This window comes from Bacillus xiamenensis, from assembly GCF_000300535.1.
In the GTDB taxonomy this organism is placed as follows: domain Bacteria; phylum Bacillota; class Bacilli; order Bacillales; family Bacillaceae; genus Bacillus; species Bacillus xiamenensis.
The window spans coordinates 74485-90209 of sequence record NZ_AMSH01000004.1 but is presented as its reverse complement, the minus strand read 5'-3'; the positions used below and the strand labels follow the sequence as shown (position 1 = coordinate 90209).

Annotated in this window: 11 protein-coding genes and 1 riboswitch; of the genes, 3 read left to right on the top strand and 8 right to left on the bottom strand. The window is 37.5% G+C overall.

Annotated features, from left to right (window positions below):
* The first annotated feature begins 204 nt into the window (after positions 1–204).
* A complete protein-coding gene (locus BA1_RS02980) occupies positions 205–2112 on the top strand; it encodes a beta-glucoside-specific PTS transporter subunit IIABC (protein ID WP_008355582.1) in 1908 nt (635 codons plus the stop codon).
* Positions 2084–3505: an aryl-phospho-beta-d-glucosidase gene (locus BA1_RS02975; RefSeq protein WP_008355580.1), complete on the top strand. Its 1422-nt coding sequence runs from the start codon at positions 2084–2086 to the stop codon at positions 3503–3505. The genes BA1_RS02980 and BA1_RS02975 overlap by 29 nt, the downstream gene beginning before the upstream one ends.
* 217 nt (positions 3506–3722) lie before the next feature.
* On the opposite strand, the gene asnB is transcribed toward BA1_RS02975, so the two are convergent.
* From asnB to BA1_RS02950, 5 genes are read right to left on the bottom strand one after another with little or no spacing between them, the layout of a single operon-like run.
* Positions 3723–5915 (bottom strand): asparagine synthase (glutamine-hydrolyzing), encoded by a 2193-nt coding sequence (gene asnB / locus BA1_RS02970; protein WP_008355578.1) that lies wholly within the window; start codon positions 5913–5915, stop codon positions 3723–3725.
* A 6-nt stretch (positions 5916–5921) separates the two neighbouring features.
* On the bottom strand, positions 5922–7310 hold the full coding sequence (locus BA1_RS02965) for an MFS transporter (protein WP_008355576.1): 1389 nt from the start codon (positions 7308–7310) through the stop codon (positions 5922–5924).
* On the bottom strand, positions 7307–8296 hold the full coding sequence (locus tag BA1_RS02960; protein ID WP_008355574.1) for a GNAT family N-acetyltransferase: 990 nt from the start codon (positions 8294–8296) through the stop codon (positions 7307–7309). The genes BA1_RS02965 and BA1_RS02960 overlap by 4 nt, the downstream gene beginning before the upstream one ends.
* Positions 8293–8550: a PqqD family protein gene (locus BA1_RS02955; protein WP_008355572.1), complete on the bottom strand. Its 258-nt coding sequence runs from the start codon at positions 8548–8550 to the stop codon at positions 8293–8295. The genes BA1_RS02960 and BA1_RS02955 overlap by 4 nt, the downstream gene beginning before the upstream one ends.
* Positions 8540–9268 (bottom strand): class I SAM-dependent methyltransferase, encoded by a 729-nt coding sequence (locus tag BA1_RS02950; RefSeq protein WP_008355570.1) that lies wholly within the window; start codon positions 9266–9268, stop codon positions 8540–8542. The genes BA1_RS02955 and BA1_RS02950 overlap by 11 nt, the downstream gene beginning before the upstream one ends.
* Positions 9269–10382: 1114 nt before the next feature.
* Between BA1_RS02950 and BA1_RS02945 the strand changes: the two genes are divergently transcribed.
* Complete coding sequence (locus BA1_RS02945; protein WP_008355568.1) at positions 10383–11375, top strand: JmjC domain-containing protein; 993 nt, start codon at positions 10383–10385, stop codon at positions 11373–11375.
* Positions 11376–11526: 151 nt separating this feature from the next.
* Here BA1_RS02945 and BA1_RS02940 read toward each other — a convergent pair whose 3' ends face one another.
* The 3 genes from BA1_RS02940 to BA1_RS02930 all read right to left on the bottom strand — a co-directional run bounded on the left by BA1_RS02940 (position 11527) and on the right by BA1_RS02930 (position 15722).
* Positions 11527–12648, bottom strand: coding sequence for a 5-methyltetrahydropteroyltriglutamate--homocysteine S-methyltransferase (locus BA1_RS02940; RefSeq protein ID WP_008355565.1), 1122 nt, complete (start codon positions 12646–12648; stop codon positions 11527–11529).
* Positions 12649–12735: 87 nt separating this feature from the next.
* Positions 12736–12848: riboswitch (SAM riboswitch) on the bottom strand.
* Between the two features lie 82 nt (positions 12849–12930).
* On the bottom strand, positions 12931–14250 hold the full coding sequence (locus tag BA1_RS02935) for a gluconate:H+ symporter (protein WP_008355563.1): 1320 nt from the start codon (positions 14248–14250) through the stop codon (positions 12931–12933).
* Positions 14251–14300: 50 nt separating this feature from the next.
* Positions 14301–15722, bottom strand: a complete 1422-nt coding sequence (locus BA1_RS02930) for a four-carbon acid sugar kinase family protein (protein ID WP_008355561.1) — start codon at positions 15720–15722, stop codon at positions 14301–14303.
* Positions 15723–15725: the final 3 nt, after the last annotated feature.

Below are 15725 nucleotides of genomic sequence, written 5' to 3'. Positions count from 1 at the left end.
CCCTATCTTTGATAAGGCATGATTTAGGTTTTTTGTCTCTAAAGACTTATAAAATTAAATAACCATCAATCGCTATGAAGGATTGTTACTGGTCAAGCAGGCAAAACCTAAATATCGATTAATGTCTGAATCGCTATTTTTCGGGCATTAATGGATGTTTAGGTTTTTTCTATAAAATGAAATCAACGATTGGAGGGTAACACAATGAACCACAAACAAACAGCAAAAGAAGTTCTAGAGCTAGTCGGCGGTGAAAAGAATGTCAAGCACGTCACACATTGTATGACAAGACTTCGCTTTAACTTATACGATGAGAGCAAGGCGGATAAGGAGAAGCTGCAATCAACAGATGGCGTCATGGGTGTGAATCAAAGCGGTGGTCAATACCATGTCATTATCGGCAACGACGTATCAAACGTCTATCAAGCGATGGTTGCTGATTCAGGGCTATCAACAGAGGTAAAGTCAGGCGGCACAGAAGAAGAAACAAAACAAAATGTATTGTCAAAACTTTTCGATTTTATCTCTGGTGTCTTCACACCGATTCTTCCAGCCATCGCTGGAGCCGGTATGATCAAAGGAATATTGGCACTCATGCTGACGTTCCAGTGGATATCAGATAAAAGCAGCACATATACCATTTTAACAGCAATCGGAGACGGAGCTTTTTACTTCTTACCAATCCTGCTTGCTGTAAGCGTAGCCAGAAAACTGGGCACAAATCAGTATATTGCCGCAGCCATTGCTGCAGCAGCGCTGCACCCACAGCTAACCGCTTTACTTGGTGAAGGAAATACAGAATTTCTAGGCTTGCCAGTGGTAGCCGTTGTGTACTCTTCATCGGTGATTCCGATTCTGCTCACAATCTGGCTTGGCTCATATGTTGAAAGATTCGCAGAAAAATATAGTCCGAAATCATTAAAAATCATCCTTGTTCCAACGGTTACACTTCTTGTCGTTGTGCCAATTATGCTCATAGCAGTTGGACCGATTGGTGCCATTATCGGAAATGGCCTTTCAGGCGGAATTGATTTATTGTTTAAACATGCAGGTATTTTAGCAGGACTCTTAATCGGCGGCTTCATGTCACCATTGATCATTACGGGTATGCACTACGCACTTGTTCCAATCATGATTAACAACATTACGTTAAACGGTTTTGATTACATTATCCCAATGATGTTTGTTGCCAATATGGCACAAGCCGGTGCAGCATTTGGTGTCTTCTTAAAATCAAGAAACAAAACATTCAAGTCATTGGCAATGTCAACAAGTATCACAGCATTAATGGGTATTACGGAACCTGCTATGTATGGTGTCAACATGAGATTGAAAAAACCGTTCATTGCAGCCCTCATCGGTGCGGCAACAGGCGGCGTGTTCATGTCCATCTTTAAAGTAAAATCCTATGTGGTGTCTGGATCAGCAGGTATTCCAGGTATCCCAACGTTCATTGGACCAACGTTTGTTTACTCGATCATTGGTTTAATCATCGGCTTTGTCGTAGCAACCATCATGACACTTGTGCTTGGATTTAAAGATGTACCAGTGAAAGATGATACAAAAGCAGACAAACCAGAAGAAAATAAAGATACAACAGCGCTTCAAAATGAAGTGGTACAAAGCCCGCTTGAAGGTCAACTAAAGCCGCTAAATCAAGTAAATGATGCAACATTCTCTAATGAAATCATGGGCAAAGGAGCTGCCATTGTACCAACAGTTGGACGAGTGGTTGCACCGTTCAACGGCAAGGTTGAAACCATTTTCCAAACGAAACATGCCATCGGTTTAAAGAGTGATCAAGGCACAGAGCTTCTCATCCATGTCGGAATTGATACAGTAAAACTTGGCGGAAAGCATTTCACAACTCATGTGCAGTCAGGTGATATTGTCCAGGCAGGAGATGTACTCGTTGAATTTGATATCAACGGCATTCAGCAAGATGGTTATGACGTAACCACACCGATTATTGTCACAAACACAAACGATTTTGCACGAGTTGATGCGAAAACAGATGGTACGATTACAGTGAAAGAAACACTGCTTACAGTCAGTGTGGAAGAAAATGAGGAGGGCATTCAACATGACCAAATTAGAAAAAACATTTCCTAAAGGTTTCTTATGGGGCGGCGCAGTAGCAGCCAACCAAATTGAAGGTGCTTATAACAAAGATGGAAAAGGCTTATCTACAGCTGACGTATCACCGCATGGCATTATGCATCCATTCGATGAGTCAATGAAAGACCTTAACTTATACCATGATGCGATCGATTTCTATCATCGCTATAAAGAAGATATTGCCCTTTTTGCAGAAATGGGATTCAAATGCTTCAGACTATCTATATCTTGGCCGCGTATTTTCCCAAATGGTGACGATGCTGAACCAAATGAAGCTGGACTCGCTTTCTATGACAAAGTATTCGATGAACTGCATAAGCATGGAATCGAGCCGGTTGTCACCATTTCTCATTATGAAATGCCGCTTGCACTTGTGAAAAACTATGGCGGCTGGAGAAACCGTAAGCTTGTGGGCTTTTACGAAACCTATGCCAAAACATTGTTCACTCGTTATAAAGACAAAGTGAAATATTGGATGACTTTCAACGAAATCAACGTCGTGTTACATGCACCTTTCACAGGTGGCGGCCTTGTATTTGAAGAGGGCGAAGACGAGAAGAGCATTCAATATCAAGCAGCACATCACCAATTTGTTGCAAGTGCTCTAGCTGTCAAAGCAGGACACGAAATCATTCCAGATGCGAAAATAGGCTGTATGATTGCAGCTATGACGACATATCCGTACAGCTCAAGACCGGAAGATATGTTTGCTGCGATTGAACAAGATCGTAAAACATTGTTCTTCTCAGATGTACAGGCAAGAGGCTATTACCCTGGATACATGAAACGTTATTTCCTGGAAAATAACATCAACATTGAATTCCAAGACGGTGACGAAGACATTCTAAGAAACCATACAGTGGACTATATTGGGTTTAGTTACTATATGAGCTTCGTGGCAAGTACAGACCCTGCAATCCTTGATCAGGCGGAAGGTGGAAACCTATTTGCTGGCGTGAAAAACCCTTACCTAGAAGCAAGTGATTGGGGCTGGCAAATTGATCCGAAAGGACTTCGTACGACACTGAATCAGCTGTATGACCGCTATCAAAAACCATTGTTTATTGTAGAAAATGGATTGGGCGCTGTCGATCAAGTAGAAGAAGACGGATCCATTCAAGACGATTACCGAATTGATTACCTGAGAAGCCATTTGTTAGAGGCAAGAGAAGCCATCGCAGACGGTGTGGATCTCATCGGCTATACAAGCTGGGGCCCAATTGACCTTGTCAGTGCTTCAACAGCGGAAATGAAAAAACGCTACGGCTTCATTTATGTCGACCGTGATAATGAAGGAAACGGTACATTAGAGAGAAAGAAAAAGAAAAGCTTTGATTGGTATAAGCAAGTGATTGCTACGAATGGCGAGCATTTAGATACTAAATAGAGAAAATATTGTTTCGTTCCTTTGAGAACATAAGTTGTCTTGAAACGGTGAAAACAATTTGAATTCAGGCATTATCATTTTTTAGGTCTTCTTTAGGGGCATGATGGGGTGATAATGCCTTTTGTTTTATGAAAAAGACAAAATTGCACAAAAAATAAACCACACTTTAACTTGTTGCGTGGTTCAAATAAATCATATGCTCTTAGAATATATTTATTTAAGCTTTTGAAGAGGGGCTTTGATCTTCAAAAATTGGTTTTAATTCGATAACATCTAGAAATATTGATTCTTCAAGTGTTTCTTTTATATCTTCCAAGTTCAGATTATTTTGAGATAAAATATCCTCTATGGATTTGATACCATTGATTTGACTTAAAAAAGTAAACCATTCATAATCATCGCGTGAATCAACAAGGTATTCAATGCTATTATTAATCGTGATGTATAATAAGTTATTCTCATGCAGAGGCATTAAAATATCTATGTTTTCTTTTAGTATTGGAACGTGTAATGTATTAATTGTGAGAGCTTCGTTTTGGCCTAAGTTAAACTTGTGTATATTTATTCTTGGTGGAATACTAATTTGATTCGTGTCCTTCACTTTTACAGATAAATCACTAGACATTTGGTCTAACATTCCCATGTTGATTAACCGTGTTAAGAACTCAATATTTTCTAAGTCGTGATGATTTTCAATGGTTTTTGCAAAGTGATAGATGGAATCTATATTAACAAAATTATTTTTATTAAAAGCGTAATCAATTATTTCATAATTATTCTTCTTTAGGATATTTAAAATTAAATGTCTAGTAGACTTAACCCCTTTTCCATAATAAAATGGAACTTTAGGTCGCTTCACTAATGTTTCGGGAATGTTTGTATATTTTAGAAGACCTTCTCTAAGTATGTTTTTATCAAAAAAAAGGTCAGCATACTTATTTTCTTCAACCCCAAGTGCTAATTCAATGAGATTATGGTCTAAAAAAGGAACCCTATTCTCTATATGGTTACCAGCAGCAATTCTGTCTTCCATCCAGCAGTTATACATCTGAATATCTCTATACTTGGAATAAACATAGTTTAAATAAGGATTGTTTTTGGTCTTAAAAAAGTTATTTTTCAACAAATTTCCTTGAAATAAATTATCCCAAGTATGAATCGGGTCGTTCAGTATATTCATTTCTTTGTTTTTATCCAAAATGTTTAACGATTGCATGAAAGTGGCCCAGGCTGAATCTCTTTCAGAAAAAAGTTGGCTATATCCACCATTAAATTCATCACTACCTTGACCAGTTAATATAACTTTTATATTTGGATTGGTGTGTTTTGCGAATTTATGAAGATGATATTTATAGAGCTGCTCGGCACTACAATACGGGCTCTCACATAACCATAAAAGAGACTTCCAATCATCGATACTATAGTCCATAGTATACTCATTAAAATCAGCAAAATGTTCATTAAAATGATAGTGCTGTGCGGCTTTTAAAGCATACTCTGCATCCCCATTAACAATGGTACTTCTACTTACAACAGAAAAGCTGTTGATCTCTGTATGTTTTGCAGCAAAATGACCTATTGACACAGAATCAATACCACCACTTAAAAATAACCCTATATCTACATCACTCATTAAACATTTTGTTGAAGAAGATTCTAAAAGATTTATATATTTCTCTATGATTGTATTTTTCGATAGGTGATGTATAGGAACTTTGGTGATGTTCCAGTATTCTTTTGTATTCACTGTTTTATTTCTGAGGTTCACTTCGATGTAATGTCCACCTGCTATATTTTCAATCCCCGAGAAAAAGCTCCCCACGGGCGTTACGCTATTTGAAACATGTCCAGCTAACCAAGAATCACTTAAAGCTTCCATCCAATCAAATGTGCGTGGACAATCAGGATATTGAAATAAGGCTTTAATTTCTGATGCAAAAATAATACGTTCTCCGGTAAAATTATAAAATAAAGGTTTAATACCAAATCTATCTTTTATAAGAAAAAGCTTCTGTCGAACTTTATCTAGAATAGTGATTGCAAACATCCCATTTAAAAAATTCAAGAAATTTATCCCATAATCTTCATATAAATATAATGCAATTTCACAGTCTGACCGGCTACGGAATGCTCGTTTTCTTTTTAGTCTGCTTTTTAGATCATGATGATTGTATATCTCACCATTAACCATGACAATAATAGATTCGTCATCATTAACGAAGGGCTGATCACCATGAGTAATATCGTTTATGGCAAGTCTACAAAATCCGAATGCTTCTCTTCCGTTTATATGAAAAAACTCTCCATCTGGGCCTCTGTAATTGATTTCTTCCAACATGTTTTTCATAGAAAAAACTTCATGTGAAGTAACATCATCATGAAATTTAACCAATCCAACTATTCCGCACATAAATGATCATTCCTTATTATTAAGTTGAATTTCTACATTATTATCTACTATTTTTCGTCTATTTATTTTCGCTTCTATAAATACAATAAGCATTGAGCAGAGAAAGAAAACAGTAGAGGTGACACCAATCATCTGATATCCAGATACTGATATTTCTGTATTCGTTGTTGATTGTATGATTGGAGCAAACAAAACGCCCGCTAAGCTTGCTGTGGTGAATTGAACCATTTGAAATAACCCCATATAGGTCCCTGTTTCAGTTTTTGGTGAAGAAGTTAGCGCTACTTTATTTTGAGCTGGCAGAACCATTACAGCACCAATACCACCTATAATAAACACCAAGACAAAATATACATAATGAAAAGACTTTTCACCGGGGAGAATGCATCCAATGCTATATATTGATAATAAAGTTAACCCTAATATCATCGTTTTATTTAAAGACTTATCCACGCGTTTCCCACCCCATGCACCTAGTGAAATCATCACGATAGGGCTTGCAAGTAATACCATGCCTACTACACTAGCTTCATACCCTTGAGAAATTCTAAAATAAATCGGGGTGAACGTAGCAATAGCATTTATGGATAAAAAAATAAAAAAACCTCTGAGCGCATTGATCAAAAAGGGCTTATTACTCCATAAATCTTGAGGTATGATTTTTGTTTGGATTTTATTGATAAATTCAACATACAAAAATGTAGCAATACCAGCAAAACCAAATAAAATCCAAACCTCACTTTCACTAATAAATATTCCTTGAATGGATATAAAGGTTATAAGTAAGCTTAAAGTTCCTACTATAGGTAAATGTCTAAAAATAAATTTAGTTGATTTTTCAATATTAGGAACTAGCATTAACCCTAGAGCAAGTGCTATCAATCCAATTAGCCCAAGTAACAAAAATATCATTTGCCATTTCATACTCTGTATAATCAAACCGCCTAACGATGGACCTAACAGCGCTGATGCGGCCATCACTGACCCTTGTAATCCAAATGCCCAACCAATTTTATCTTCACTAAATATGTTTCTAATAAGCACAGCCTGTACTGGAACAATCATAGCATCAGCTAACCCTTGAAGAGATTGGCCCACCAAGAACATTCCCCAGTTAGATGAAAAAGCACTAAGCAAGCAAGAAATAATGAATAAACCTAAGCCTATTAAAAACATTTTTTTAACATTTGTCATTTTAGCCATGATGCCAAAAAAGGGCATGAAAACCCCGAAGAAAGACCAAAAAACGATGTTTCTCCACTGCATGACTTCATAATCAATGTTATAAAAATGAACTAGCTCAGGATAGGCTATAAATAACATGGTAGTACTCATTGAACTAGCAAAAACTCCTAGTGATATCGCAATAACAATTAGTCTGCTCTTTATAGTCATTGTATCAACCTTTTTTCTAATTCTAATTCATCTTTGACATGTATTCCGTAATTTCCTATAGAGGGTATTGTAGGTTTAACCATTCTTGCTTTATCAATTGCACCAATATAGATGTTTTTAAAAGAAAATCCTTTTCTTTGATAAAACCTAATGGCATTTAAGTTATCATTACTAGTGATTAAATTAATTGAGTGTATATTTTGTGTTTTTAGATGATGCTCTAACTCGAAAAGTAATTTGCTTCCAATGCCGTGATACTTTTCTAGAGCCTCTAAAGTCAGAATTTCTGCTTCATTTTTAAATATTTTGTAAACTAGTATTCCTACTATATAATCTCCACGTTTAGCCAATATAATGTTTTCATTTAAAACATTATAAGTTGTCCCTTTAGACACCATAGTCGTTCCGCCCCAATGTTCATTGAAAAAACATGTTAACCATGAAAAGTCTTTTGAACTTGGTTGAGTTACTATCAATTTTTCTGAATGAGAAAAATTTTCTGACAGCTGGATATGGGCTATTTCTTTGTCATTCGCTTGATCCTTAGAAAAATGGATTGAGATACCTAGTTTTTCGGCGTTTATTTGAGCAAGTTTTTGTGCATAGTTCGAAAAATCTTCAGGGTCAATACCAAAATAAAAAAAACTTTCAGGTGGATTCTTTTTGTACCACAATTTGCTACTGATGACATATTCGTTTTGTTTTGTTTCAGTTATGTTGATATCATCATATAATAGTGCTCTTCCTTCAATAAACTCTACGACAAATTCATCTAATTTGTTTTGAGTAAATAAACGGTTTTTTTCTTGAAAATATCCTATTGCACTTAATTTACTGTGAATCCAATTAATTAAATCATCGTCGTTTAGTTCATGATCTCTTGCTAGTGCCATTAGCATTGCAATGTAATTAACGATTGTTTTGCTTCTCTTAGTTGAAATGTTTTTATAGATGTTTTCTAGAATATCATCATTCAGTTTATTCATTTTACATATACAACTTCCTTTTCAATTAATTGTTTACTCAATGCTTGCAGGTCTTCGATACAAGTTTGAACATCTGTATCATATTCTTCAGCAATTTCCGTTACTATTGAAATAAACTCTCTTTGTCCGTCAATTCGTTCATAAAAATCAGCAGCGACTTGATTTAGGGACATGCCTGGTTCGATAATGATACCTTTTAGATACTTTCTTGTAACATTATCTGGATTTTTTACGAGAATTGTATTATGATCCATTTGGATTTCCTCCATTCTTTTTTTCTATAACAAGATACCAAGATTGTGGTTTTGGCTCGTTTGTATCCATATTTGTTGGTATATCTCCAATTTCATCAATAACTTCCATAAATTCTTCAACAGAGAACTCTAAAGGATGGAATGAATAATTGGAAATACCTGCGTGTGCTAGCATGTCTCCTACATGTTTTTCAGTGTAGCTTTCTAAGAAGGCTTCCTCCAAAATATTTATATACTTTGAGTCTATTTGTTTTCTTAAGCTATTCAAGGAGAGTAAAGATATAGGGTGAGTATCAATAATGATGATTTTACCCCCCGGTTTTAGCACTCTATAGCATTCTTTTAATCCTTTTACAGGTTCTATCCAATGATGTAGACATGAATAAGAAACTAGAGCATCAATCGACTCATTTGCATACGTCAGTGAATGAACATCTTGTATTTCAAAAATCACATTTTTTTTATTAAGACACGTATTTATCTGATTTTGGGCTATTTCTAACATTGTTTCATTAATGTCAGTAGCATAAATAGTCGCATTTGAATTCTCACATAAATAATGTGTTAAATAACCGGGGCCAGTTCCCATATCAACAATGGTTTCTTCAGAGCCTGAAAGAGTATGGTTTAAAATTTTATTACCTATCAACGGATATATGTATAGTTGATTTTCTTTGACGAAATCATTATATAAATAACATTCATCATGAGTCAGCAAAGAATGTACACTCCTTTCATAAAGTGTTAGGGTATGAAAAAAATCAGTTTATGTTTAATGTCCACCAGCGACAACTACATTACGAATTTCAACAAGACGTGGAGTTCTATAAACTTTTTTCATGTGCTTAACCTCCTTTACTTTCTCCTTTTAAGAGGATTTTAGTAGATTAATGTCCACCAGCGACAACTACATTACGAATTTCAACAAGACGTGGAGTTTTATAAACTTTTTTCATGTGCTTCACCTCCTTTACTGTCTCCTTTTAAGAGGATTTTAGTAGATTAATGTCCACCAGCGACAACTACATTACGAATTTCAACAAGACGTGGAGTTTTATAAACTTTTTTCATGTGCTTCACCTCCTTTACTGTCTCCTTTTAAGAGGATTTTAGTAGATTAATGTCCACCAGCGACAACTACATTACGAATTTCAACGAGACGTGGATTTTTATAAACTTTTTTCATGTGCTTCACCTCCTGTACTGTCTCCTTTTAAGAGGATTTGAGTAGATTAATGTCCACCAGCGACAACGACATTACGAATGTCAACGAGACGTGGAGTTTTATAAACTTTTTTCATGTAATCATCCTCCTATATATGTCTTAAATTTCAATTTCACACCCTAACGAAAGTCATAATATCACATTATTTATATTTTTTTCAATATTTAAATAATGATTTTTTTGACAAATTTTTATGTCGGTACTCTATCTATAAAGTGCATCGTATTAAGTAAATCAATGGTACAAATAGAGTTAGAGTTGAGCAAAAAAAAAGGAGAAAATTCAAAAGATGGCGAGAATCATCGGTTATTGTAACCTTTGGGGACGTTTATGGCTTTAGAAGTTAGGATAATAACTGGTTTTAAATTGCAAATGTAATAGGATAATCATTTATGTTTTTGATGATTGTGCTGACTAACAATTAAGTAGGAATAATACCTTTCATCTTATTTGATCGTAGGTTTTTTAACAGGAATTGTGTAGATCTTTGTATACATATTATTTTAGTTGAATATATTTTTTAAATCTGAATGTTATGATTATTAGTTGAAATTGGATTTTCTTTTTGTATAATTGTATTTGGAAATATAAGCATAGGAGGTAAATAATGAAAATAACAAACGGCAATATTTTAGATGACGTTTTAAACGAGATGAATTCTGATGAGTTTTTAAATGAATATTGGCCAAATCATTTTTTACATAACAAAGGAAGTATAGAACGATTTTTTTCAGTTCCTGGAATCGAAAATATTTCTAGCTTGGAGAATATTTTAAAGATATATAAAAATCCAGTAATGGTTGTTGGGGATGCAATTATTGAGGAGACAGGGGGGATCCTTAACAAATTTTTAGTTCCACCTGAAGAGGCAATGAGTTGGTATGAAAAAGGAGCTGCCTTAGAGTTTGATTTCACGGATATATTTATACCAGAACTTCGTGAATCTATTAGTAAACTAAAGTCACTGTTAGGTTTGCCTGAGGGAACAATGGCAAAAGCAGTATTGTACGCTGCTAAAGAGTCAGCTGGATTTTCAGCACATTTTGATGCGTATTGCAATTTCATTTTCCAACTTAAAGGGAAAAAGAAATGGAAGTTGGCTGAAAATTTTAATACAATAAACCCACTTCAACATTATGAATTAATCGAGGCTCCTCATTTGCCAGATCCATTAAAGTCGTATTGGAATGGTGAATTTCCTGATGAAAATTTATCTAATGGAACGGAATTGATTTTGGATGCAGGCTCATTTTTATTTCTTCCAAGAGGTTGTTGGCATTCAACTAGTTCTTCTGAAGAAACCATTGCATTAAACTTTACCTTCGGTCAGCCAGCTTGGCTAGATCTAATTTTAATAGAATTAAGGAATCGACTGATTCAAAAGGACGAGTGGAGAGAGCTGGTTAATATTGATCTTTTGGATGAAAATGAACGAAAAAAGGTAGAAGAAAAATTAAAATCAATGATAAATAATTTACCAAACGATTTCAAGGGAATTTCAGTAGGGGATATACTGGCAAGAAAGAAAGATGACTTAGATGTATATCAATCTACACAACTTGTTGTAAGACAACTTATGAGTATAAAAGATGGTTTTTAAGAAGATAACTTATATTCATTATCTTCTTAACTCTACTATAGAAGTATGACGATTAAACTTAATATAATGTTGATAGAGATGACAAAAAATAAAGAACCGCCAAAAAAGCGGTTCTTTATTATGACGGTAAGCTTTTTCTGCAGATTTCCGCCTATTTCCACACTTGATCCGCAATCTCAATCACATGACGCAGCTTTTCCCATTGCTGCTCTTCTGTTAACAGATTGCCTTCCTCTGTTGAAGCGAATCCGCATTGTGGGCTTAGACAAATTTGATTGATGTTTACGTATTGAGCGGCTTCCTCGATTCGTTTTTTGATCTGTTCAACCGGCTCAAGCTCTCCGTACTTTGAAGTCACAAGGCCAAGTACGATTTGAAGGTTTGGATTCTTCACATATCGAAGGGGTTCAAATCCGCCAGAACGATCATCGTCGAATTCTAAAAAGAGACCATCCAGATCTAGGCCGTCAAAAATCGTTTCTGCTGCGGCTTCGTAGCCACCTTCAGCTGCCCAAGTCGATTTAAAATTACCACGGCAAATGTGCATTGTAATGACTAAATCCTCTGGACGATCGGCAACGGCTTCATTAATTGTTTTTGCAAACGACTCACGAAGTTCATTTTCCTCGCGGCCAAAGGCTTTGATTTGTTCATGTCCCTTTTCAGAGAAGAACACAGCCCATGCTGTATCATCTAGCTGTAAGTAGCGGCAACCAGCATCATAAAATGCACGGATGGCTTTTTTATAAGCCTGTGCCACGTCATGGTGGAATTCATCTAAACTGTCATACACACCTTCATCAAGCTTGCCGCGGAAAAAGAGCATATTCGGGCTTGGAATCGTCATTTTAGCCGTATGATCACCGGCGATGCTGTGAAGGAAGCGATAATCCTCTAGCATTGGATGATCTGTAAAATCAATCTTGCCTGTTACCTTGATGCCTCTCGCTTTTGTCGTCGTGTTGTGGAATTGAATGCCCTGGTCTGCTTCAAATCCTTCGACTCCATCAAGTCCTTCTAGAAAGTCAAAATGCCACCATGCACGTCTGAATTCTCCATCTGTGACAACCTCTAATCCAATTTCCTTTTGCTTCTCTACAATACGTGTAATTTCCTCGTTTTCAATTTGCCTTAGCTGCTCTGCTGTCAGTGTACCGTCGGCTTTTTGCTTGCGAGCTTCTTTGATGCGCTCAGAACGAAGCAAACTCCCTACTTGATCTGCGCGAAATGGCGGCTTTGTTGTTTTCTTTCCGATGGTTTGTACTTGTGTCATGCTGAATCCCTTCTTTCTTCAGGTTAACATTCAAATAAAAAAGCTCTTCCTTGGATAAGGAAGAGCATCATATACTGTGAGATCTCTGCCTTATCTTCAAACAAGCATCAGCTTGTTTAAGGAATTAGCACCATTCTGTTCCGAGGAACAGCGGTTGCCGGGTTTCACAGGGCCAGTCCCTCCACCACTCTTAATAAGGTTACCTTTTGATTCAATTTTCTTAATAAACACAATTATTCAACCTTTTTGAGAAAAAGTCAATGGTTTTTACAATTTATTTTCCTACATGAACAAATCAGCGACGAGGACACCAGCTAGTCCGACAAGTGAAAGAACAGTCACCATCAATGTCCAAGTTTTAAAGGTTTGAGCCATCGACAGATTAAAGTATTCTTTGTAAATCCAGAAACCCGCATCATTTACGTGAGAGAACGTAATACTCCCGGCACCTGTTGCAATCACCATTAATTCCGGGCTGACACCCGTCAAACCAATCAGCGGTGCAGAAATGCCAGCCGCTGTGAGACCGGCGACAGTGGCTGATCCTAAAGAGACACGAAGGACAGCGGCAATCAGCCAGGTGAGGAGGAGGGGAGAAAGAGTGCTTCCTTGCATGATCCCCGCAATGTATTGATCGACGCCGCTGTCAATGAGCACCTGTTTAAAGGCGCCGCCGCCTGCAATGATCAAGAGAATCATCGCAATGGAGCCAATAGAATCCGTAATCGACTTCATGACGTCCTGCATGCTCTTTCCTCTGCCAAGGCCAAATGTGTAGATGGCAAGCAGCACAGAGATTAATAGGGCAATCGCCGGCTCACCTAAAAACTCAGCCGCCGGCAGCAGTGGAGAGGACGGGAAGAAAATTTCTAAACATGCTCTGAATGTCATGAGCAATACAGGCAAAACAGCGGTGAAAATGCTAATGCCGAAGCTAGGCATTTCATCTTCTGTAAATTCCTTTGGATTAAATAAATTCTTTGGAATGTGTGCGTGCAGTTGATCCTTTTTAAATAGTTTTGTAAAGAGAAGTCCGCCTACTAAAACAGCAGGAATCGCTAAAATGATTCCAATTAATAAGGTTTGTCCCATATTGGCTTGAAATACATTGGCAATGGCTGTCGGCCCTGGGTGAGGAGGGAGGAAGCCGTGTGTTGTAATGAGTGCAGCGACGAGCGGCATTCCCACATACAACACAGGAAGTCTTGCGGCTTGAGCAATGGTAAAGACTAATGGAATGAGAATGATGAATCCGGTTTCATAAAATAGAGCAATTCCGATAACAAAACCAGTCAGCATCGTCGCCCATTGAATTTTTCCGATACCAAATCGGTCGATGAGTGTCATCGCGATACGCTGAGCACCGCCAGAATCAGCCATCAATTTACCAAGCATCGCTCCAAAACCAAGAACCAATGCTAAGTGACCGAGTGTGCTTCCGAGCCCTTTTTCGACAGATGCGATCGCTTCAAGTGGTGACATGCCCTCTAACACGGCAACAATTAAAGAGACAATAATCAATGAAATGAAAGCGTTTAACTTAAAGACCACCATAAGTAAAAGTAATAACAAAACGCCAAGTCCAATAAAAACTAATGACATGATCTTTCCTCCTTTGTGTTGCATGAGGGAGCGTGAACACTCCCTATGCTTTATCCTTCAAGTATGTCTACAGCTTCTTTTAACGTATCCTTTGAGCCAACATTTCCCGGGAAAATCACATAAGACATGAATGGGAATTTACTGTCTTCTCCTGTTTGCCAAACGGGAATACCTGGTCGAATTTGACCGGCGACAGTCGCACGCTTGACGTTAAGACCCCTTGTTCCTATATCGCTTGAAGTAATTCCACCTTTGGCAATCAGATACTTAGGACGAATGGAGAGGCGCTGGACAATGCTTGTCACAGCATCACTAATTTGAACAGACAGCTTCAATTCTTCCTCTTGACGATCGTCCCCAAGATCAAGCCGTTCCCTCCTTGTATAAACAGCAACAGATTGCCCTGATGTTAACAGCGCTTCAGTCTGTTGGATCACGCGGTCAATTTCCACTTGAAATGCTTCAGGTTCTAACACGAGGTGTGTATCAAACTCGATAAAAGCGATCTCTTTATTTTGTTGAAGTGCTTTTAATTGTTCCGTTGTTTTCTTGACATGGGAACCAACCATGATGAGACCACCGTGCTGGCTTTCTTCTTGGATCAAATCTTCTCTTGTTAATAAGGGTCGATCCTGAACCCCGCCAAGCACTTTTGTAAGAGCGGCCGCACTTCTAAATAGAAATTGCTGTCCTGCTTTGATGGCATCTATGAGGGCAGTGACAAAGACTTTGACATCATCATAGTCCACCGCATTCACAACCACCTTTTGAAAATTCTTCACGGTCATAAGCTGATTCTTGATGTGGTCAATGCGTAAAGCCCGTATATCCTCTAAAGAAATATAGGTAGTGTTCTCCTTTGTGAACGATCCGCCTGATTTCTCTTCAATCCACTCACCGAGATGAGAAGATTGAAATCCGAATGTACGATCTAGTGCAAACTCTGTCTCACCAGCAGGAATTAATTCGTGTCCTTCCTGTACGTAGTGAATATTGCCAATCGTAAAGCGCCCGCCTTCTTTAAAAAAGGGAAGAAGGATTTCGCCGTCAAATTGGTGGGAGCTTTGCTGTTCAATGGTCGTTCTGAGAATTTCAGTCTCTAGCGGGAAGTGTCCACGCAGGGTGGAATCCCCCCGGCTGACAATGATGAAATCTTGATCAAGCCGTTCAGCCGTTTTCACAATCGTTGATGCGATCGTTTCATGAAGAACCGTCGTTTCTTTCTCTGTCATACTGCGAGAGTTGGTTAAGATAAAGAACATACGGCTGTCTTCAAGAAAACCAGCTTCAATGCTTTTCTCTGACCAATCGGTGAAAACAGAGACGCCGTGTACGGTTTGAATGCCTGTTGGGTCATCGTCTAATACAATCACTTTATGGTGAAATTGATTTAGTGCTTGTTCGTATGCTGATTGAATGCGGTCTGAATCCGCTTTCGGAATGGTATTTAGTAAATCAATACTTTGTTTCATAAA